Origin of the sequence: Streptomyces spinoverrucosus, assembly GCF_015712165.1 — a bacterium.
Taxonomy (GTDB): domain Bacteria; phylum Actinomycetota; class Actinomycetes; order Streptomycetales; family Streptomycetaceae; genus Streptomyces; species Streptomyces spinoverrucosus_A.
Genome location: NZ_JADPZX010000001.1, coordinates 5267038 through 5285539 on the forward strand (window position 1 = coordinate 5267038; position 18502 = coordinate 5285539).

The following is an 18502-nucleotide window of genomic DNA, read 5'->3' on the forward strand; positions in this document are numbered from 1 at the left end:
GAAAGCACCGAGGAAATCGGATCGAGAAAAGATCTGATAGAGTCGGAAACACCGAAGGGAAGCGCCCGGAGGAAAGCCGCGAGAGAGAATCTCCGGTGAGTACAAAGGAAGCGACCGTTCCTTGAGAACTCAACAGCGTGCCAAAAGTCAACGCCAGATATGTTGATACCCCGTCTCCGGTCATCATGACCGAGGCGAGGTTCCTTTGAAAAAACACAGCGAGGACGCTGTGAGCGTCGGGATTATTCCTCCCGGCGTTCCGCTCCCGTGTGTGTCACCGGATTACCGGTAAGCATTCACGGAGAGTTTGATCCTGGCTCAGGACGAACGCTGGCGGCGTGCTTAACACATGCAAGTCGAACGATGAAGCCCTTCGGGGTGGATTAGTGGCGAACGGGTGAGTAACACGTGGGCAATCTGCCCTGCACTCTGGGACAAGCCCTGGAAACGGGGTCTAATACCGGATATGAGAACCTTGGGCATCCTTGGTTCTGTAAAGCTCCGGCGGTGCAGGATGAGCCCGCGGCCTATCAGCTTGTTGGTGAGGTAATGGCTCACCAAGGCGACGACGGGTAGCCGGCCTGAGAGGGCGACCGGCCACACTGGGACTGAGACACGGCCCAGACTCCTACGGGAGGCAGCAGTGGGGAATATTGCACAATGGGCGAAAGCCTGATGCAGCGACGCCGCGTGAGGGATGACGGCCTTCGGGTTGTAAACCTCTTTCAGCAGGGAAGAAGCGAAAGTGACGGTACCTGCAGAAGAAGCGCCGGCTAACTACGTGCCAGCAGCCGCGGTAATACGTAGGGCGCAAGCGTTGTCCGGAATTATTGGGCGTAAAGAGCTCGTAGGCGGCTTGTCGCGTCGGTTGTGAAAGCCCGGGGCTTAACCCCGGGTCTGCAGTCGATACGGGCAGGCTAGAGTTCGGTAGGGGAGATCGGAATTCCTGGTGTAGCGGTGAAATGCGCAGATATCAGGAGGAACACCGGTGGCGAAGGCGGATCTCTGGGCCGATACTGACGCTGAGGAGCGAAAGCGTGGGGAGCGAACAGGATTAGATACCCTGGTAGTCCACGCCGTAAACGGTGGGCACTAGGTGTGGGCAACATTCCACGTTGTCCGTGCCGCAGCTAACGCATTAAGTGCCCCGCCTGGGGAGTACGGCCGCAAGGCTAAAACTCAAAGGAATTGACGGGGGCCCGCACAAGCGGCGGAGCATGTGGCTTAATTCGACGCAACGCGAAGAACCTTACCAAGGCTTGACATACACCGGAAACGGCCGGAGACGGTCGCCCCCTTGTGGTCGGTGTACAGGTGGTGCATGGCTGTCGTCAGCTCGTGTCGTGAGATGTTGGGTTAAGTCCCGCAACGAGCGCAACCCTTGTCCCGTGTTGCCAGCAGGCCCTTGTGGTGCTGGGGACTCACGGGAGACCGCCGGGGTCAACTCGGAGGAAGGTGGGGACGACGTCAAGTCATCATGCCCCTTATGTCTTGGGCTGCACACGTGCTACAATGGCCGGTACAATGAGCTGCGATACCGCGAGGTGGAGCGAATCTCAAAAAGCCGGTCTCAGTTCGGATTGGGGTCTGCAACTCGACCCCATGAAGTCGGAGTCGCTAGTAATCGCAGATCAGCATTGCTGCGGTGAATACGTTCCCGGGCCTTGTACACACCGCCCGTCACGTCACGAAAGTCGGTAACACCCGAAGCCGGTGGCCCAACCCCTTGTGGGAGGGAGCTGTCGAAGGTGGGACTGGCGATTGGGACGAAGTCGTAACAAGGTAGCCGTACCGGAAGGTGCGGCTGGATCACCTCCTTTCTAAGGAGCACTTCTCAGCCGGGCTTGCCCGGTTCAGAGGCCAGTACATCAGCGAACGTCTGATGCTGGTTGCTCATGGGTGGAACGTTGACTACTCGGCACACTTGACCTGCTTCTCTTCCTAGTACTGCTTCGGCGTGGAACGGAACGAGGAGGGGCGAGGGTGTCGGGCACGCTGTTGGGTGTCTGAGGGAATGAACTTTCCTCAGTTGCCGGTCCCAGTGCACTCGGGTCTGTTGGTCCGGGGTGATGGGTGGCTGGTCGTTGTTTGAGAACTGCACAGTGGACGCGAGCATCTGTGGCCAAGTTTTTAAGGGCGCACGGTGGATGCCTTGGCACCAGGAACCGATGAAGGACGTGGGAGGCCGCGATAGTCCCCGGGGAGTCGTCAACCAGGCTTTGATCCGGGGGTTTCCGAATGGGGAAACCCGGCAGTCGTCATGGGCTGTCACCCACTGCTGAACACATAGGCAGTGTGGAGGGAACGCGGGGAAGTGAAACATCTCAGTACCCGCAGGAAGAGAAAACAACCGTGATTCCGGGAGTAGTGGCGAGCGAAACTGGATGAGGCCAAACCGTATGCGTGTGAGACCCGGCAGGGGTTGCGTATGCGGGGTTGTGGGATCTCTCTTCCACGGTCTGCCGGCCGTGGGACGAGTCAGAAACCGTTGATGTAGGCGAAGGACATGCGAAAGGTCCGGCGTAGAGGGTAAGACCCCCGTAGTCGAAACGTCAGCGGCTCGTTTGAGAGACACCCAAGTAGCACGGGGCCCGAGAAATCCCGTGTGAATCTGGCGGGACCACCCGCTAAGCCTAAATATTCCCTGGTGACCGATAGCGGATAGTACCGTGAGGGAATGGTGAAAAGTACCCCGGGAGGGGAGTGAAATAGTACCTGAAACCGTGTGCCTACAAGCCGTGGGAGCGTCGGATGCAGCTTGCTGTGTCTCGTGACTGCGTGCCTTTTGAAGAATGAGCCTGCGAGTTTGCGGTGTGTTGCGAGGTTAACCCGGGTGGGGTAGCCGTAGCGAAAGCGAGTCCGAATAGGGCGTTTCAGTAGCGCGCTCAAGACCCGAAGCGGAGTGATCTAGCCATGGGCAGGTTGAAGCGGAGGTAAGACTTCGTGGAGGACCGAACCCACCAGGGTTGAAAACCTGGGGGATGACCTGTGGTTAGGGGTGAAAGGCCAATCAAACTCCGTGATAGCTGGTTCTCCCCGAAATGCATTTAGGTGCAGCGTCGTGTGTTTCTTGCCGGAGGTAGAGCACTGGATAGGCGATGGGCCCTACCGGGTTACTGACCTTAGCCAAACTCCGAATGCCGGTAAGTGAGAGCGCGGCAGTGAGACTGTGGGGGATAAGCTCCATGGTCGAGAGGGAAACAGCCCAGAGCATCGACTAAGGCCCCTAAGCGTACGCTAAGTGGGAAAGGATGTGGAGTCGCACAGACAACCAGGAGGTTGGCTTAGAAGCAGCCACCCTTGAAAGAGTGCGTAATAGCTCACTGGTCAAGTGATTCCGCGCCGACAATGTAGCGGGGCTCAAGCGTACCGCCGAAGTCGTGTCATTGACACATGTACCTCCAACGAGGGTGTTGATGGGTAGGGGAGCGTCGTCTGCCGGGTGAAGCAGCCGCGTAAGCGAGTTGTGGACGGTTGACGAGTGAGAATGCAGGCATGAGTAGCGATACAAACGTGAGAAACGTTTGCGCCGATTGACTAAGGGTTCCTGGGTCAAGCTGATCTGCCCAGGGTAAGTCGGGACCTAAGGCGAGGCCGACAGGCGTAGTCGATGGATAACCGGTTGATATTCCGGTACCCGCTGTGAAGCGTCAAACACTGAGCATCGTGATGCTAAGGCCGTGAAACCGCCGTGTGCGTCTTCGGACAAGCACGGAGTGGTGGAGCCGCCGGACCAAGCGGTTAGTAGGTGAGTGATGGGGTGACGCAGGAAGGTAGTCCATCCCGGGCGGTGGTTGTCCCGGGGTAAGGGTGTAGGACGTCAGGTAGGTAAATCCGCCTGGCATGTGTCTGAGACCTGATGCCGAGCCGATTGTGGTGAAGTGGATGATCCTATGCTGTCGAGAAAAGCCTCTAGCGAGTTTCATGGCGGCCCGTACCCTAAACCGACTCAGGTGGTCAGGTAGAGAATACCGAGGCGTTCGGGTGAACTATGGTTAAGGAACTCGGCAAAATGCCCCCGTAACTTCGGGAGAAGGGGGGCCACATCCGGTGACGGCACTTGCTGCTGGAGCTGGGGGTGGCCGCAGAGACCAGCGAGAAGCGACTGTTTACTAAAAACACAGGTCCGTGCGAAGCCGTAAGGCGATGTATACGGACTGACGCCTGCCCGGTGCTGGAACGTTAAGGGGACCGGTTAGCTCCATTTCGGTGGGGCGAAGCTGAGAACTTAAGCGCCAGTAAACGGCGGTGGTAACTATAACCATCCTAAGGTAGCGAAATTCCTTGTCGGGTAAGTTCCGACCTGCACGAATGGCGTAACGACTTCTCGACTGTCTCAACCATAGGCCCGGTGAAATTGCACTACGAGTAAAGATGCTCGTTTCGCGCAGCAGGACGGAAAGACCCCGGGACCTTTACTACAGTTTGATATTGGTGTTCGGTTCGGCTTGTGTAGGATAGCTGGGAGACTTTGAAACGCGGACGCCAGTTCGTGTGGAGTCGTCGTTGAAATACCAGTCTGGTCGTGCTGGATGTCTAACCTGGGTCCGTGATCCGGATCAGGGACAGTGTCTGATGGGTAGTTTAACTGGGGCGGTTGCCTCCTAAAGGGTAACGGAGGCGCCCAAAGGTTCCCTCAGCCTGGTTGGCAATCAGGTGTTGAGTGTAAGTGCACAAGGGAGCTTGACTGTGAGACCGACGGGTCGAGCAGGGACGAAAGTCGGGACTAGTGATCCGGCGGTGGCTTGTGGAAGCGCCGTCGCTCAACGGATAAAAGGTACCCCGGGGATAACAGGCTGATCTTCCCCAAGAGTCCATATCGACGGGATGGTTTGGCACCTCGATGTCGGCTCGTCGCATCCTGGGGCTGGAGTCGGTCCCAAGGGTTGGGCTGTTCGCCCATTAAAGCGGTACGCGAGCTGGGTTTAGAACGTCGTGAGACAGTTCGGTCCCTATCCGCTGTGCGCGTAGGAGTCTTGAGAAGGGCTGTCCCTAGTACGAGAGGACCGGGACGGACGAACCTCTGGTGTGCCAGTTGTTCTGCCAAGGGCATGGCTGGTTGGCTACGTTCGGGAGGGATAACCGCTGAAAGCATCTAAGCGGGAAGCCTGCTTCGAGATGAGGACTCCCACCCACTTGATGGGGTAAGGCTCCCAGTAGACGACTGGGTTGATAGGCCGGATATGGAAGCACGGTAACGTGTGGAGTTGACCGGTACTAATAGGCCGAGGGCTTGTCCTCAGTTGCTCGCGTCCACTGTGTTGGTTCTGAAACCACGAACAGCCGTTTCCGGTTGTCAGTTTCATAGTGTTTCGGTGGTCATAGCGTGAGGGAAACGCCCGGTTACATTCCGAACCCGGAAGCTAAGCCTTACAGCGCCGATGGTACTGCAGGGGGGACCCTGTGGGAGAGTAGGACGCCGCCGAACAATTATTGAGAAAACCCCGCATCTTCGGATGCGGGGTTTTCTGCATTTCAGGAGTTTTCAGGGGCCCGAGCCCCCGGGCTCCCGAATGCCCTGCCGGGGATCACAGGCGTCCCGATGTCTTGAGGGCCAGATACGCGTCCGCCAGCGTCGGCGCCAATTCTTCGGGCGTCGCGTCCACGACCGTAACGCCGTGTCGACGGAGTTGTTCGGCGGTGCGATGGCGTTCCGCTTGGGCTTGGGCGGCGGCTGCGGCGTCGTAGACCGACTCCAGGTGTCCGCGAGACGTTGCCATGCGGGCGATATGAGGGTCCGCCACTGAAGCCACGAGGACTGTGTGGCGTTGTGTGAGCTGAGGGAGGACGGGCAGCAGGCCCTCTTCCACCGGGGCGGCGTCGAGGGTGGTGAGCAGGACGATCAGGGAGCGCCGGGGGGCCGTTCGGAGTGCTGTGGCTGCGAGGCCTCGGGCGTCCGTTTCGATCAGTTCTGGTTCTAGGGCCGCCATGGCGTTGACGAGGGAGGGCAGAACGTCGCCTGCGGTGCGGCCCTGGACGAGGGCGCGTACCCGGCGGTCGTAGGCGAGCAGGTCGACGCGGTCGCCGGCGCGGGAGGCCAGGGCGGCCAGGAGCAGGGCTGCGTCCATGGAGGCGTCGAGGCGTGGCGCGTCACCCACTCGGCCGGCTGAGGTGCGGCCGGTGTCGAGGACCAGGAGGATATGGCGGTCGCGTTCGGGGCGCCAGGTCCGTACGGCGACCGTGGACTGGCGGGCTGTGGCGCGCCAGTCGATGGAGCGGGTGTCGTCGCCGGGGACGTACTCGCGCAGGCTGTCGAATTCTGTGCCCTCACCTCGTTGCAGGACGCTCGTGCGGCCGTCGAGTTCGCGGAGACGGGCGAGCTTCGACGGGAGGTGCTTGCGGCTGGTGAAGGGGGGCAGAACGCGTACCGTCCAGGGGACCTTGTGGGTGCCCTGGCGGGCGATGAGGCCCAGGGGGCCGTAGGAGCGGATCGTCACGCGGTCGGCCTGGCGGTCGCCGCGGCGCGTGGGGCGTAGGCGGGTCGTGATGCGGCGGCGTTCGCCTGCGGGGACCGTCAGGCGGTGGCGAGAAGCCGCGATCTCGGTGCCCGGCTGCCAACTGCTGGGCGGCCATGCGTCGCGGAGACGGGCGCGCAGGGGGCGACCGGACGGGTTGGTGACGGTGAGGGTGACGTCCGCGGTTTCGCCCAGGCGTACGGATGTGTCACCGGAGCGGGTCAGCCCCAGGTGCCGTACCGGCGCCGCGAGGGCGTAGTCGCAGGCGCAGGCGATGGCCAGGGGGCCGTTCACGGCCAGGATGCCTGTCCAGCTGGGGTCCCACAGGCCGACGGGCAGGGAGCCGAGGGCCGCGAGGAGTGCGGCGCGTCCGGTGAGTGCCATCAGCGGGGGACGGGGACGTGGGCGAGGATGGCGTTGATGACGGAGTCGGCTGTTACGCCTTCCATTTCGGCCTCGGGGCGGAGCTGGACTCGGTGGCGGAGGGTGGGGAGTGCCAGGGCCTTTACATCGTCGGGGGTGACGTAGTCGCGGCCGGTCAGCCATGCCCATGCACGGGAGGTGGCGAGGAGGGCGGTGGCTCCGCGTGGGGACACGCCCAGGGTGAGGGACGGCGATTCGCGCGTGGCTCGGCAGATGTCGACGACGTACGCCGTGATTTCGGGGGAGACCGTGGTCTTGGCGACGGCGGCGCGGGCTGCCTCCAGGACGGGCGCGCCCGCCACGGGGCGTACGCCGGCGGCGCGCAGGTCGCGTGGGTTGAAGCCCTCGGCGTGGCGGGTCAGGACGTTGATCTCGTCCTGGCGGGAGGGGAGGGGGATGGTGAGTTTGAGGAGGAAACGGTCCAGCTGGGCTTCGGGGAGGGGGTACGTGCCTTCGTACTCGACCGGGTTCTGGGTGGCGGCGACCAGGAACGGCTCGGGGAGGGGGCGTGGGATGCCGTCGACCGTGACCTGGCGTTCCTCCATGGCCTCGAGGAGGGAGGACTGGGTCTTCGGGGGCGTGCGGTTGATCTCGTCGGCGAGGAGGAGGTTGGTGAAGACTGGGCCGGGCTGGAAAGAGAACTCGGCGGTGCGGGTGTCGTAGACCAAAGAGCCGGTCACGTCGCTCGGCATGAGGTCGGGGGTGAACTGGACGCGCTTGGTGTCGAGCTCGAGTGCGGAGGCGAGGGCGCGGACGAGCAACGTCTTGGCGACTCCGGGGACGCCTTCAAGTAGGACGTGTCCACGGCACAGGAGGGCGACGACAAGGCCGGTCACGGCGGGATCCTGGCCGACCACGGCCTTGGCGATCTCGGCGCGCAGGGCCTCCAGGGCGGCTCGGGCGTTGCCCGGGTCCCCGGTCTGCCCGGCGTTGTCAGTGGTCGGGTCCATCATGGACGGCGTACCTCTCTTTCGAGGGCGTCGAGTTGGTCGGCGAGTGCGATCAGGGTCGCGTCGTCGCTGGGCGGCGGGCCGAAGAGGAGGGTGTGCAGGGACTGTCCGTCGCCGTGCAAGTGGCTGGACAGCGCGGGGAGCAGTGCTTCGGGCGCGTGCGCCTGAGCGACGGGGACGCCTACGAGGGGAGCGAGGCGGGTGCGGGTGGTGGAGCGAAGAGCGGCGGCCGCGCGGTCGTGGGCGTTCGCCTTGCGGTAGAGGCGGGCGCGGCCTTCGACGGTTTCGGAGGCGCGGATCGCGACGGGGAGTTTTTCGGGCACGAGGGGGCCGAGTCGGCGTGCCCTCCACAGGGCGGCGAGGGCGGCGGCGATGAAGAGCTGCAGGGTGCCCCAGAGCCAGCCGGAGGGGAGCAGGTCGAAGAAGTCGCGCTCGTCGTCCGGGGTGGTGGCGTCGGACAGTGAGGGGAGGTACCAGACCAGATGCGGGCGGGAGCCGAGGAGTTGGAGGGCGAGCGAGGCGTTGCCCTGCTCGCCGAGGCGGTCGTTGTAGAGGATGTCGGGCGCGCCGAGGACGACGGTGTCGCCGGCTCCGGATGCCTCCGGGACGCGGATCAGGCTTGCCAGGCGCTGGCTGGGGTAGCACTCGTCGGCGTCGAGGTGGGTGGTGGTGTAGCGGAGTCCGCCGGTGTCGGCGGCGCCCGCGCGCTGGGCGGCGGGGAAGTCGCAGTGGGGCTCGAGCGTGGACTGGAGGCTGGTGGCGGGGTCGGCGGTGACGCCGGGGGCGAGCTGCTCGACGGAGGAGCTGCCCGCGGCGACGAGGATCGTCCGTCCGCCGGACTCGGCCACCGTGGAGCGCAGCAGGGTCTGTTGACGGTCCGTCAACAGGTCGGGGACGGCGACCAGGAGGGTGGTGTCGGGGGCGGTTGCGGAGCGCGCTTCCTCCAGGGTGGTGACGACGCGGGTGGACACGCCGCGGTCGGCGAGGAGTTCGGCAACGGCGCGGCTGCCCTGGGGGGCGGTGGAGCGCGGGTCGAGGCTGCCGCGTTGGGCGTCGGAGCGGACCAGGGCGACCACGATCGCTCCGGCCAGCAGGAGGACGAGGGCGAGCGCGATGCCTCGCGTGCGGGTCCACACCTGGCGTGGGGTGCGCGAGGCCGAGGTGGCAGGGAGCGTGGCCTCGGTGGTCATCCGGCGGCTCCCTGGCGGGTGTTGTGGTCCGCGCTGTGGGCGCTGCTGCTGGTGAATTGTGGTTTGGTGCGCTCCAGGTCGCGGTCGAGTTCGGCGATGCGGCGGTACGACGTCTCGGTTGCAGCGCGTCCGCCGTATGTCACGTCGTCGAAGTCCCGGGCGGCGGTGTGCAGTCGGTCCGCGTGGGAGGGCAGGGCGCGGCCCGCTTCGGCTGCTGCCTCGTCGGCGGTGCGGCCAGGGCGGGCGTCGAGGAGGGCGCGTTCCTCCAGCGAGCGGACGATGGCACGCATGCGTTCCTGCAGGGCCAGGTTCCAGTGGCTCTGGGCGGCGTGCGCCTCGGCGGCCGCGCGGTGTTCGGCGGCGCTGCGGGGGCGGTCGTCGAACAGGGTGGCGGAGGAGGCGGGTTGGCGGCGTGGGGTACCCAGGCGCCACCACAGGGCTCCCAGGACCGCGAGGACGGCGACGATGACGACGACGAGGCCGAGCGTTCCTCCGGGGGTCGCGTCGGATGCGAGGCGGAGCAGCTTGCCGAGCCACTCCCAGAAGGCGTCGAGGGCGCGTTGGAACAGGCCGGGGTCGTCCTCGTGGTACATGCGCTTGGACAGCTCGCGGCGGGCCGCCTCCCGCGCCGGGTCGCGGGGGATCGTCAACGGCGGTTCGTCGTCGGAGCCAGGCAGTGACAGCAGGGACGTGCCGCCGGTGCGGTGCGGCGGTCGTGCAGTCAGGTCGCCGGCGCGCAGCCAGGCGCGTACGGCAGCGTCGCCGGCGCGTGGCAGCGGTGGCGCGGCTGTGAGGACTCCCCCGGCCAGGTTCACCGCATCAGCTCCCGGGCGCGGCGTCGGAGGTGCCGGGGCCGTAGCCCTGGACACCGGCTGCGCGGGCCAGTTCGAGGTCGAGGGCCTCGCGGCGGATGCGCTGGTCGATGTAGAGGAGCACGGTGACGCCGGCGGTGATCGGGAACGTGATCATCGATCCGATCACGGAGCCGATGCCGCTGATGATCAGGAACGTCCAGCCGAAGTCGCCGGTGCCGTCGAGGAATCCGCCGACGCCGTCGCCGCTGAGGGCCGCGGCGAGGAACGTGAAGGGGATGACGACGATCGCCGCGACGATGTTGGCGATGATCGTGGCGAGCAGCTGGATGCCGAACACGCGCCACCAGGCGCCGCGGACGAGCTTGCTGGAGCGGCTCATCGACTTCAGGATGCCCTGCTTCTCCAGCATCAGGGCCGGGGAGGCCAGGGAGAAGCGGACCATCAGCCACAGGGCGACTATGCCGGTGCACAGGCTGCCCAGGACGGTGAGCGCGGCGCCGGCGGCGCCGCCGCCCGCCAGGGTCACGAGGATGCCGGGCACGGCGCCCGCGAGGGCGACGCCGAGGGCGATGACGAGCAGCAGGAAGATCAGGCCGAACAGCTTCAGCACGCGCGGGCGCGCGTCGCGCCAGGCCTCACCGGTGGTGACCGGTTTGCCGAGGACGGCGCGGCTGGTGACATTGGTGAGCAGCGCGGTCGCCGCGACGGTGCCGATCAGGGTGATCAGGAAGATGACACCGGAGCTGAGCAGCGCGTCGCCCATGGCGCGCGTGAGTTCGCCGAGGGTGGCGCTGGGGTCTTCGAGGGCATCGGTGCTGGTCTGCTCGCTCAGGACGAAGCCCTGGAGCAGGATGACGATGATCTCCGTGACGACCGCGACGGTGAGTGCGATGCCGAGCACGGTGCGCCAGTAGGTGCGCATGGTGGAGACGGCGCCGTCGAGGATCTCGCCGACGCCCAGCGGGCGCAGGGGGATCACGCCGGGCTTGGCCGCGGGCGGGGGCCCGCCCCATTGGCCGCCCCAACCGCCGTAGCCGCCGGGGCCCCGCCAGTTGCCGTACCCGCCGCCGTGTCCGCCGGGGGGCTGGGTGCCGCCCCAGCCGGGGCCGGGTGGTGGGGGCGGGGGAGTCTGGCCGGGACTCTGCGGGCCGGTGGGGGCGGACCACTGGGCCGGTGGCGGCTGCTCCTTGGACCACTTCGCCCCGGGGTGCGGCGCCTGGGGGCCTGGCTGGTCCGCGGGTTGCGAGGGCTGCGCGGGGGCGGGCCGGTCGGTCGGCTCGGCAGGGCCGGACGTGCCGGGCTCCTGCCCGTTGGACGGGGCGGATCCGGGCGAGGCCCAGCCCGGAGTGTCGTTCATCGTCGCTCCTTCACGGTGCCCGTCCGCTGTCGCGGCGGCAGGTTGGCAGACATCGTGCCATGGGGTGTTCACCTAGTGACCGGCCGCGGTATGGGCCGCACACCTTCAATTGTCCGTCGTAGAACGGGCAGACTGACCGCATGGCTGATCAGTACGCGCAATCCCGCGAGGACAAGCCGACCGGTATCCCGGCGATCCGCTGGGACGAACCCCCGGAAGGACCGGTCGTGGTCCTTCTCGATCAGACGAGGCTGCCCGCCGAGGAGGTCGAGCTGGTCTGTACGGACGCCCCCGCGTTGGTGGAGGCGATCCGCTCGCTCGCCGTGCGCGGGGCGCCGCTGCTCGGTATCGCGGGAGCGTACGGCGTCGCGCTCGCCGCCGCGCGCGGCTTCGACGTGGAGGAGGCCGCGGTCGCGCTGGCGGGCGCCCGGCCCACTGCGGTGAACCTCTCCGTCGGCGTGCGCCGCGCCCGGTCCGCATACGACGCGGCGGTGGCCCGAGGGGCCGGCGCCGAGGAGGGCGCCGCGGCTGCGTTGGCGGCGGCGCGGCAGCTGCACCGGGAGGACGCCGAGGCCAGTGCCCGGATGGCCGAGCACGGGTTGGCGCTGCTGGACGAGTTGCTGCCCGGCGGCGGGCACCGGCTCCTCACGCACTGCAACTCCGGTTCGCTGGTGTCGGGCGGGGAGGGGACGGCGTTCGCCGTGGCGCTCGCGGCGCACCGGGCGGGGCAGCTGCGGCGGCTGTGGGTGGACGAGACGCGCCCCTTGTTGCAGGGCGCTCGGCTCACGGGGTACGAGGCGGCGCGCAACGGTATGGCGTACACCCTGCTCACCGACAACGCGGCGGGTTCGCTGTTCGCGGCGGGGGAGGTGGACGCGGTGCTGATCGGGGCCGATCGCATCGCGGCCGACGGCTCGGTGGCGAACAAGGTGGGGAGCTATCCGCTGGCGGTGCTGGCGCGGTATCACCATGTGCCGTTCATCGTGGTGGCGCCGGTGACGACGGTGGACGCGGAGACCCCGGACGGGGCGTCGATCGAGGTCGAGCAGCGGCCGGGGTACGAGGTGACCGAGGTCGCGGCGCCCAACGTGCCGGTGACGGGCGCGGGCGGCGGGGTTCCGGTGGCGCCGTTGGGGACGCAGGCGTACAACCCGGCGTTCGACGTGACGCCGCCGGAGCTGGTCACGGCGATCGTCACCGAGGAGGGTGTGGTGTCGCCGGTGACGGCTGAGGCGCTGGCGGAGATGTGTGACAGGTCGCGGGGAGTGGCGATCGGCTGAGACATGATGTCGGCCTGATCCACGGGCTCGGGCCCCTCGACTTGCGGAGTCCTGCGGGGAGAGGGGCCGTGACATCTGATCGAGGGCAGACAGTAGTGACCCCATACGACTATCGTCACTGGCCAGTGACCCTGCTCACCTGCGCCGCCTTCACCGTTATGAGAATGGGATGATGCCTTTTATGAAGGGACGAGTCCTTGTCGTCGACGACGACACCGCACTGGCCGAGATGCTCGGCATTGTGCTGCGTGGTGAAGGTTTTGAGCCGTCTTTCGTAGCCGACGGCGACAAGGCGCTGGCCGCGTTCCGGGAGGCCAAGCCGGATCTGGTGCTGCTCGACCTGATGCTGCCCGGAAGGGACGGCATCGAGGTGTGCCGGCTGATCCGGGCGGAGTCCGGGGTGCCGATCGTGATGCTCACCGCGAAGAGCGACACCGTCGACGTCGTCGTGGGGCTCGAGTCCGGAGCCGACGACTACATCGTCAAGCCGTTCAAGCCCAAGGAGCTCGTGGCCCGGATCCGGGCGCGGCTGCGCCGTTCGGAGGAGCCCGCGCCGGAGCAGCTGGCCATCGGTGACCTGGTCATCGACGTGGCGGGGCACTCCGTGAAGCGGGACGGGCAGTCGATCGCGCTGACGCCGCTGGAGTTCGACCTGCTGGTGGCACTGGCCCGTAAGCCGTGGCAGGTGTTCACCCGCGAGGTGCTCCTGGAGCAGGTGTGGGGCTACCGGCACGCGGCGGACACACGGCTGGTCAACGTCCATGTGCAGCGGCTGCGCTCCAAGGTCGAGAAGGACCCGGAGCGGCCGGAGATCGTGGTGACCGTCCGTGGTGTCGGTTACAAGGCCGGGCCGAGCTGACATGTCGGGTGACAGTGCCGCTTCGGCGCCCGGCAGGTCCGGGGCCCGCGCGGGGCGGCCTGTCGGCCGGAAGGCGGCGGGCTCCCGCTGGGGACGGTTCCTGGAGAGCGGGCTGCTCCAGGGCGGTGTCCAGGGCAGTCCGGTGCTTCGGCTGTTCATGCGCTGGGTGCGGCGTCCGCTGCTGCCCGTCATGCGGCTGTGGCGGCGCAACATCCAGCTCAAGGTCGTGGTCACCACCCTGCTGATGTCGCTGGGTGTCGTACTGCTGCTCGGCTTCGTGGTCATCGGGCAGGTGCGCAACGGCCTGCTGGACGCCAAGGTGAAGGCGTCGCAGAGCCAGGCCACGGGTGGGTTCGCGGTGGCCAAGCAGCGGGCCGACGAGGCGGCGAGCGGGACCGCGGACGACTCGACCGCGGTGGACGGGCGGTCCTCGCAGAACGTCATCCAGTGGATGAGTGACCTGGTCTCCTCGCTCTCCAGCGGTGGTCAGGGCGCCTTCGACGTGGTGACGCTGCCCGCGGGTGACAACAGCGGTGGTGGTCGCGGCCCGCGTGCCTCCGGTGGTGTCGACCCCAACACGAGCGTGCCGGAGGACCTGCGCGCGCGGGTCAACAGCAGTACGACGGCCGCGCAGAGCTACACCCGCATCACCTACAGCGGCGACAAGGACTCCCAGCCGGCCCTGGTCATCGGCAAGGAGGTCAACGACCCCAACGGTGACCCGTACCAGCTCTACTACCTCTTCCCGCTCACGCAGGAGGAGAAGTCGCTGAGCCTGGTCAAGGGGACCCTCGCGACGGCCGGCCTCTTCGTCGTCGTACTCCTCGGGGCCATCGCCTGGCTGGTGGTGCGGCAGGTCGTGACACCGGTGCGGATGGCGGCCGGGATTGCCGAGCGGCTGAGTGCGGGGCGGCTGCAGGAGCGGATGAAGGTCACCGGCGAGGACGACATCGCACGGCTCGGCGAGGCCTTCAACAAGATGGCGCAGAACCTGCAGCTGAAGATCCAGCAGTTGGAGGACCTGTCGCGGATGCAGCGGCGGTTCGTGTCGGACGTCTCGCACGAGCTGCGGACGCCGCTGACGACCGTGCGGATGGCCGCCGATGTCATCCATGAGGCGCGGGAGGACTTCGACCCGGTGACCGCGCGGTCGGCGGAGCTGCTCGCCGACCAGTTGGACCGGTTCGAGTCACTGCTGTCGGATCTGCTGGAGATCAGCCGCTTCGACGCGGGGGCGGCGGCGCTGGAGGCCGAGCCGATAGACCTCAGGGAGGTCGTACGGCGGGTGGTCAGCGGGGCCGAGCCGCTCGCCGAGCGCAAGGGCACGCACATACGGATCGTGGGCGACCAGCAGCCCGTCGTCGCCGAGGCCGACGCCCGGCGGGTGGAGCGGGTGCTGCGCAACCTCGTGGTCAACGCCGTGGAGCACGGCGAGGGCAAGGACGTCGTCGTCAAGCTCGCCGCGGCGGGCGGGGCGGTCGCCGTCGCGGTGCGCGACTACGGCGTCGGGCTCAAGCCCGGGGAGGCGACCCGCGTCTTCAACCGTTTCTGGCGGGCCGACCCGGCACGCGCGCGTACGACGGGCGGTACGGGCCTCGGGTTGTCCATCGCCCTGGAGGACGCGCGGCTGCACGGCGGCTGGCTGCAGGCCTGGGGTGAGCCCGGCGGTGGCTCGCAGTTCCGGCTGACGTTGCCGCGGACCGCGGACGAGCCGCTCAGGGGCTCGCCGATACCGCTGGAGCCCAAGGACTCGCGACGCAACCGCGGCCTCAACGACGCCGGGCTGCCGCGCGGCGGCGCAGAGAAGACCGCGACCGTGCCGGCCCAGCCGACGGGCGGTGGCCAGGTGCCGACGCGGGATCCGATCGCAACCAGGCTTGCCGCCGCGGCCCCGACGGCCGATCCGACGGCGCTGCCCGGCAACGGCGCACGCGTGGTGCCCCGGCCCGCGGGAGGGGCCCGGCGGCACGGTGAGCAGCCGGTCGTGGAAGGCGCACGCAGTACGGCCTCGCCCGGTTCGGCGGAGGCCGGGGCCGGGGAGTCGAACGACCAAGGGGAGGCATTTCGTGGTCGCTGACCGCGAGGGGGGCGCCCGGCGTACGCCGAGGCGCGCGGTGGCGTACGTCGCGTGTGGCGTCGTACTGCTGTCCGGGTGCGCCTCGATGCCCGACAGTGGGGATCTGCGGGGTGTCGAGTCCACGCCCCGCCAGGACACGCAGGTGCGGGTGTTCCCCATGCCGCCGCGTGAGGACGCGCCGCCGTCGGAGATCGTTCAGGGCTTCCTGGAGGCGCTGACCAGCGATGATCTCCACTATGCGACGGCGCAGCAGTATCTGACGGCGGCTGCGGCGAAGACATGGCAGCCGGAGCTGTCCACCACGGTGCTCGCGGACGGGCCGGACACCCAGGCCGACTCCGCGGGGAGCCGGGAGGACGGGTTCGACCTGTCGTTCACGCTGACGGGCACCAAGATCGCTCTGGTGGACGCACAGCAGTCCTACACGCCGACCGAGGGCTCCTACAGCAAGCAGGTGCACCTCACGCGGGACAAGAAGAGCAGGCAGTGGCGTATCGACGGGCTGCCGCAGGGCGTCGTCATGGGCCAGTCGGACTTCCAGCGCAACTACATGTCCGTCAACAAGTACTACTTCGCCTCGGATGCCGCAGTGGGCGCGTCCTCGCAGCCGGCGGCGGTCGCCGACCCCGTGTATGTGCGCCGGCGCGTGGACCCGATGACGCAGATGGTGCGCTCGCTGCTCAACGGGCCGACGACGTGGCTGGGGCCCGTGGTCAGGTCGAGTTTCCCCACCGGTACGGCGTTGCAGAAGGGTGTCAGCGAGTTGACGCCCGACGACCAGAACCGGCTGACCGTGCCGTTGAACAACAAGGCCGCCCGGGTCGGGCCGGCCAAGTGCAACGAGATGGCCGCCCAGTTGCTGTTCACCCTGCAGAACCTCACGCCCGCCGTGGACGAGGTCGAACTGCAGGCGGGCGGTGCGCAGTTGTGCGTACTCAACGAGGACGGGGCGGCGGCCGTCGCCGCGCGCGGGTCGGCCAGGCGCGCCGACTACCTGTACTTCGTCGACGGTGAGAACCGGCTCGTGCGGATCCCGGCAGGCAGCCGGAGCGCGAAGGCCGAACCGGTGCCGGGAGAACTGGGCGAGGGCGTGCGGACGCTGCGTTCCGCGGCGGTGTCACGGGACGAGCACACCGCTGCCGGGGTCGCCCGGGACGGCAAGGCGCTGTACGTCGGCTCGCTCGTGTCGGGCGGTTCGCTCGGGGAGCCGTTGGTGCGCAGTGAGGGACGGACGGAGAAGGACCGGCTGACCACGCCCAGTTGGGACGCCCGGGGCGACCTGTGGGTGGCCGACCGCAACCCGGACGAGCCGCGGCTGCTCATGCTCCCGGAGGGCAAGGAGGAGCCGCTGGAGGTGCAGATCCCACGGCTGGACGGGCGGATCCAGTCCGTGCGGGTCGCGGCCGACGGCGTACGGATCGCGCTGATCGTGGAGAAGGACGGCAAGCAGTCCCTGCAGGTCGGGCGGATCGAGCGGGGCGAGAAGGACCAGGTGACCGGGGAGTCGCAGGTCTCGGTTCTCGAACTGCGGTCCGCCGCGCCGGAGTTGGAGGAGGTCACCACCATGTCGTGGGCCGGTGACGGCCGGCTCGTGGCGGTCGGGCGCGAGGAGGGGGGCGTGCAGCAGATGCGGTACGTCCAGGTCGACGGATCCACGCCGGAGGTGCCGGCGCCCGACGCGCTGACCGGGGTGAAGGAGATAGCCGCTTCCGAGGACGACCGGTTGCCGCTGGTGGCGTACTCGGTGGACGGGATCGTGCGGCTGCCGGACGGGGCGCAGTGGCAGACGGTCGTGAAGGACGGCTCGGCGCCGGTTTATCCGGGGTGAAGACCCGTTCTTCCGCGGCGTTTCCGCTTGTCGTGGGCCTGCGGGGAGTTATCCACAGGCAGTTGTCCACAGGGGTGGTGGGGCGCGGCGGGCGTTGGCACAGTGGTGGGCATGCGGGGGTTGTGGCAGGACCTCACCGATCTGGTGCTGCCGGCCGAGTGCGGAGGCTGCGGTAGGCCTCGCGCGGTGCTCTGCCCGGAGTGCCGTGCCGCTCTGAGTGGGGCCGTACCACGCCGGGTTCGACCGGTGCCGGAGCCGCGTGGACTGCCGGTCGTGCACGCGGTGGCGCCGTACGCGGACGAGGTGCGGGCCGTGCTGCTCGCGCACAAGGAGCGGGGGGCGCTGCCGCTGGCCCGACCGCTCGGTGCGGCGCTCGCGGGAGCTGTGCGGGCGGGGCGGAACGGGGTGCCGAAAGGGGCACCGCTGCTGCTGGTCCCCGTGCCGTCGAGGCGCGGTGCGGTGCGGGCGCGGGGGCATGATCCGGCCCGGCGGATCGCTCTCGCGGCAGCGGGCGAGTTGCGCCGTACGGGGACGTCGGCGCGCGTGGTCGCGGTGCTGCGGCAGCGGCGGCCGGTCGCCGACCAGTCGGGGCTCGACGCCCGGCAGCGGCTGGAGAACCTCGCGGGCGCGCTGTCGGTGGCCGCCGGTGGTGCCGGGCTGTTGCGCGGGGGTCCGGTGGTGTTGGTGGACGACGTGATGACGACGGGCGCGTCCCTGACCGAGGCGGCGCGGGCCGTTCGGGTGGCGTTGGCAGAGGAAACGGCTGGTTACGGGGGTGCGGCATTTGCGACGCGCGGAGATGTGGTGACAGCCGTGTACGAGGGAGTCGATGGGGAAAGGACAGGGGAACGGATGACGGGATCAATGGAAGGGAGCACGGACCGTGAGTGGGCCGTGCCGGGAAAGGCGAACAGTGCCCGTGACGTGATCTGCGCTGCGGTGATCGCGGCGTCGCCGGATTCTTTCGAAATAAACCGGAACTGACTGCGAAGTTGCATCGTTGCAGGTAGCGAGAGGGTCAATTCACCGGAACGGAGGTACGCGGGAGTAGAGGGTGACGACATCCGTCCGGGCGAGATATGTTCGGTTGTGAGGGAAAGCCGCAGGCCACACCTCGCTTATCCGAATGCCGTGCTGCGGGTTTTACGCAATCACTCGGGCCGGCTGGGTGGAGATCTTGCCCATGGGGGAGGAGGTGGACGTCGCCGAGTCCGAGGTTCCGGGGCTCACCGGGACCTGGTGCACAAGGGAGATGCTCCGCCAGTGGA

At 67.6% G+C, this 18502-nt stretch carries 10 protein-coding genes and 3 rRNA genes; 8 read left to right on the forward strand and 5 right to left on the reverse strand.

All coding sequences use genetic code 11. The features are described from left to right. Window positions 1-295 precede the first annotated feature (295 nt). The 3 genes from I2W78_RS23950 to rrf all read left to right on the forward strand — a co-directional run bounded on the left by I2W78_RS23950 (window position 296) and on the right by rrf (window position 5428). Window positions 296-1820: ribosomal RNA gene (locus I2W78_RS23950) — 16S ribosomal RNA — on the forward strand. A 300-nt stretch (window positions 1821-2120) separates the two neighbouring features. Continuing rightward, window positions 2121-5241 (forward strand): 23S ribosomal RNA (locus I2W78_RS23955). Between the two features lie 70 nt (window positions 5242-5311). Next, a 5S ribosomal RNA gene (gene rrf, locus I2W78_RS23960) occupies window positions 5312-5428 on the forward strand. Together the 16S, 23S and 5S rRNA genes form the textbook arrangement of a ribosomal RNA operon. Window positions 5429-5528: 100 nt before the next feature. Here the strand turns inward: rrf and I2W78_RS23965 are convergent. The 5 genes from I2W78_RS23965 to I2W78_RS23985 are packed head-to-tail and all read right to left on the reverse strand — an operon-like array spanning window position 5529 to window position 11190. After that, window positions 5529-6839, reverse strand: a complete 1311-nt coding sequence (locus tag I2W78_RS23965) for a DUF58 domain-containing protein (RefSeq protein ID WP_196462329.1) — start codon at window positions 6837-6839, stop codon at window positions 5529-5531. Next, complete coding sequence (locus I2W78_RS23970) at window positions 6839-7828, reverse strand: AAA family ATPase (protein ID WP_196464694.1); 990 nt, start codon at window positions 7826-7828, stop codon at window positions 6839-6841. Before I2W78_RS23970 ends, I2W78_RS23965 begins: the two co-directional genes overlap by 1 nt. Next, window positions 7828-9018 carry a DUF4350 domain-containing protein gene (locus I2W78_RS23975; RefSeq protein ID WP_196462330.1) on the reverse strand — a complete coding sequence of 397 codons (1191 nt, stop codon included), beginning with the start codon at window positions 9016-9018 and terminating at the stop codon, window positions 7828-7830. Before I2W78_RS23975 ends, I2W78_RS23970 begins: the two co-directional genes overlap by 1 nt. Then, on the reverse strand, window positions 9015-9833 hold the full coding sequence (locus I2W78_RS23980) for a DUF4129 domain-containing protein (RefSeq protein WP_196462331.1): 819 nt from the start codon (window positions 9831-9833) through the stop codon (window positions 9015-9017). The genes I2W78_RS23975 and I2W78_RS23980 overlap by 4 nt, the downstream gene beginning before the upstream one ends. Before the next feature lie 4 nt (window positions 9834-9837). Further along, a complete protein-coding gene (locus I2W78_RS23985) occupies window positions 9838-11190 on the reverse strand; it encodes a proline-rich domain-containing protein (RefSeq protein WP_196462332.1) in 1353 nt (450 codons plus the stop codon). Between the two features lie 140 nt (window positions 11191-11330). Here I2W78_RS23985 and mtnA point away from each other — a divergent pair, with 140 nt between their 5' ends. From mtnA to I2W78_RS24010, 5 genes are all read left to right on the forward strand, one after another. Next, complete coding sequence (mtnA, locus tag I2W78_RS23990) at window positions 11331-12470, forward strand: S-methyl-5-thioribose-1-phosphate isomerase (protein ID WP_196462333.1); 1140 nt, start codon at window positions 11331-11333, stop codon at window positions 12468-12470. A gap of 169 nt (window positions 12471-12639) precedes the next feature. After that, window positions 12640-13329, forward strand: coding sequence for a two-component system response regulator MtrA (gene mtrA, locus I2W78_RS23995; protein ID WP_196462334.1), 690 nt, complete (start codon window positions 12640-12642; stop codon window positions 13327-13329). Window position 13330: 1 nt separating this feature from the next. Then, window positions 13331-15406 carry an MtrAB system histidine kinase MtrB gene (mtrB, locus tag I2W78_RS24000; RefSeq protein WP_196462335.1) on the forward strand — a complete coding sequence of 692 codons (2076 nt, stop codon included), beginning with the start codon at window positions 13331-13333 and terminating at the stop codon, window positions 15404-15406. Next, window positions 15396-17234, forward strand: coding sequence for an LpqB family beta-propeller domain-containing protein (locus I2W78_RS24005; RefSeq protein WP_196462336.1), 1839 nt, complete (start codon window positions 15396-15398; stop codon window positions 17232-17234). Before mtrB ends, I2W78_RS24005 begins: the two co-directional genes overlap by 11 nt. A 111-nt stretch (window positions 17235-17345) precedes the next feature. After that, the gene (locus I2W78_RS24010; protein WP_196462337.1) at window positions 17346-18218 is read left to right on the forward strand and encodes a ComF family protein; all 873 of its coding nucleotides are present in this window, start codon (window positions 17346-17348) and stop codon (window positions 18216-18218) included. Window positions 18219-18502: the final 284 nt, after the last annotated feature.

Excerpts from the sequence above, each read along its gene's own strand:
- I2W78_RS23965 (WP_196462329.1), bottom strand. The coding sequence starts at position 6,839 with ATGGCACTCACCGGACGCGCCGCACTCCTCGCGGCCCTCGGCTCCCTG.
- I2W78_RS23970 (WP_196464694.1), bottom strand. The coding sequence starts at position 7,828 with ATGGACCCGACCACTGACAACGCCGGGCAGACCGGGGACCCGGGCAAC.
- I2W78_RS23975 (WP_196462330.1), bottom strand. The coding sequence starts at position 9,018 with ATGACCACCGAGGCCACGCTCCCTGCCACCTCGGCCTCGCGCACCCCA.
- I2W78_RS23985 (WP_196462332.1), bottom strand. The coding sequence starts at position 11,190 with ATGAACGACACTCCGGGCTGGGCCTCGCCCGGATCCGCCCCGTCCAAC.
- mtnA (WP_196462333.1), top strand. The coding sequence starts at position 11,331 with ATGGCTGATCAGTACGCGCAATCCCGCGAGGACAAGCCGACCGGTATC.
- mtrA (WP_196462334.1), top strand. The coding sequence starts at position 12,640 with ATGATGCCTTTTATGAAGGGACGAGTCCTTGTCGTCGACGACGACACC.
- mtrB (WP_196462335.1), top strand. The coding sequence starts at position 13,331 with ATGTCGGGTGACAGTGCCGCTTCGGCGCCCGGCAGGTCCGGGGCCCGC.
- I2W78_RS24010 (WP_196462337.1), top strand. The coding sequence starts at position 17,346 with ATGCGGGGGTTGTGGCAGGACCTCACCGATCTGGTGCTGCCGGCCGAG.